The sequence below is a fragment of the Protofrankia sp. CiP1_Cm_nod2 genome (assembly GCF_920664355.1).
Lineage (GTDB): Bacteria > Actinomycetota > Actinomycetes > Frankiales > Frankiaceae > Protofrankia.
Map to the genome: position 1 here is coordinate 16,459 of NZ_CAKKTL010000072.1, position 1,626 is coordinate 18,084.

Annotated in this window: 1 protein-coding gene; it reads left to right on the forward strand. The window is 76.5% G+C overall.

Annotated features, from left to right (window positions below; genetic code table 11):
* Positions 1-1,626 (forward strand): AAA family ATPase (locus NBW84_RS10465; protein WP_250284048.1); only part of this gene is annotated, 1,626 nt, incomplete at both ends.

Sequence of the window (1,626 nt, forward strand, 5' to 3'; positions counted from 1 at the left end):
GGCGGGCGGTGGACGGCGAGGTGTTCCTCGCCCACGTCAAAACCGCCGGCTACCTCGGCGCCGCCGCGCTGCGCCACGAGCTGTCCCGCCGCCGCGGGCTGCGTTGGGGGCCGGTCCGCAACGGGGTCGCGGAACTGGCCAACATCCCCCGCGGCCTGGTGGAGGCGTTCTCCACCCGCACCGGAGAAATCAACGAGGAGTTCGCCGCGCTCATCGCGGACGGGTTCACCGCCTCGGGCGCGACCAAGGCCGCGGCGCAACGCGGCTCGAGAGCGCCGAAGAAAATTCTCGCCGACGGCCAGGTCCGCGCCGCCCAGCACGCCCGGCTGACCGACGCCGGATGGACACCCGGGCAGGTCCGCACGCTCGGCGCCCGCATCGACCGGACCATCGACCCGCCGACCCCGGCGGACATCGCCAACCTGGCGGACCGGCTGACCGGCCCGGCCGGACTGACCGCCCACACCCCCACGTTCACCGCCCGGGAGATCGTCCAACAGGTCGCGGCCTGGGCCGGGGACCGGCTCGACCCCGACGCCATAGCGGACATCGCCGAGCGGACGCTTGCCGACCCGCGGATCGTCCTCGTCGACACCGCCGCCGCCCGCCGGCGGCGCCAACCCGAACCGGTCTACACCACCCTCGACCTGCTCGAGGCCGAGGACAGCGTGCTCGCCCTGGCCCGCCAGGGCCGGATCGACCACGGCGGCCCCGCCCACCGCCTCCTCACCCCGGAACGGGTGGACCGGCTGCTCGCCGCGGCCACCGCCGCGCCGGATCCCGGCGGCGCGCACGGCACGCCGGCTCCCCCGTCGGACGGCGCGACCGCGGTGGACGCGCCGCGCGATCCTGGCACGACCGCGGCAGGCGCGCCGTCCGGCCCGGGCCCCGCCGCTCCCCCACCGGCCACCCCCGACAGCCACGCCACCGGAGACGGCGCCGAGCCGTCCGGGCCGTCCGCACGGCGGCTGTCGGCCGAACAGGTGGAGCTGGCCCGGCGCATCCTGACCTCCACCGATCTGGTGCGGCCGATCATCGGCCCGGCCGGCTCCGGCAAGACCGAGGCCATGCGGCTGGTCACCACCATCCTCACCGACGCCGGCTACCACGTCCTCGCCGCCGCCCACGGCGGCCGGCAAACCGAGCAGCTCGCCGACCGGCTCAACATTCCCGCCCGGGTCGTCGCCGGCTGGCTCACCCTGCTCGACCACACCGACGACCCGGCCACCATCTGGCCGGCCGGCACCGTACTCATCCTCGACGAGGCCACCCACGTCGACACCCGCCACGCCGAACGGCTCCTGCGCCACGCCACCCGCACCCACACCGTGATCATCGCGTTGGGGGATCCCGCCCAGCTCGGCGCGGTCGGCGCCGGCGGCTGGTTCGCCCACCTGGTCGCCACCACCCCGGACACCCCCGAGCTGACCGTGCTGCACCGCCAGGCCGGCCCGGCCATGGCACCCGTCCGCGCCGCCCTCACCGGCCTACGCACCCCCACACCCGGCGCGGCCCGGCGCGCCCTGCACCACCTCGCCGCCGACGGGCGGATCCGGCTGTGCGACAGCCGCGACGAGCTGCTCGCCGCCGTGGTCGACGACTGGTACACCGCATGGCACCACCGGG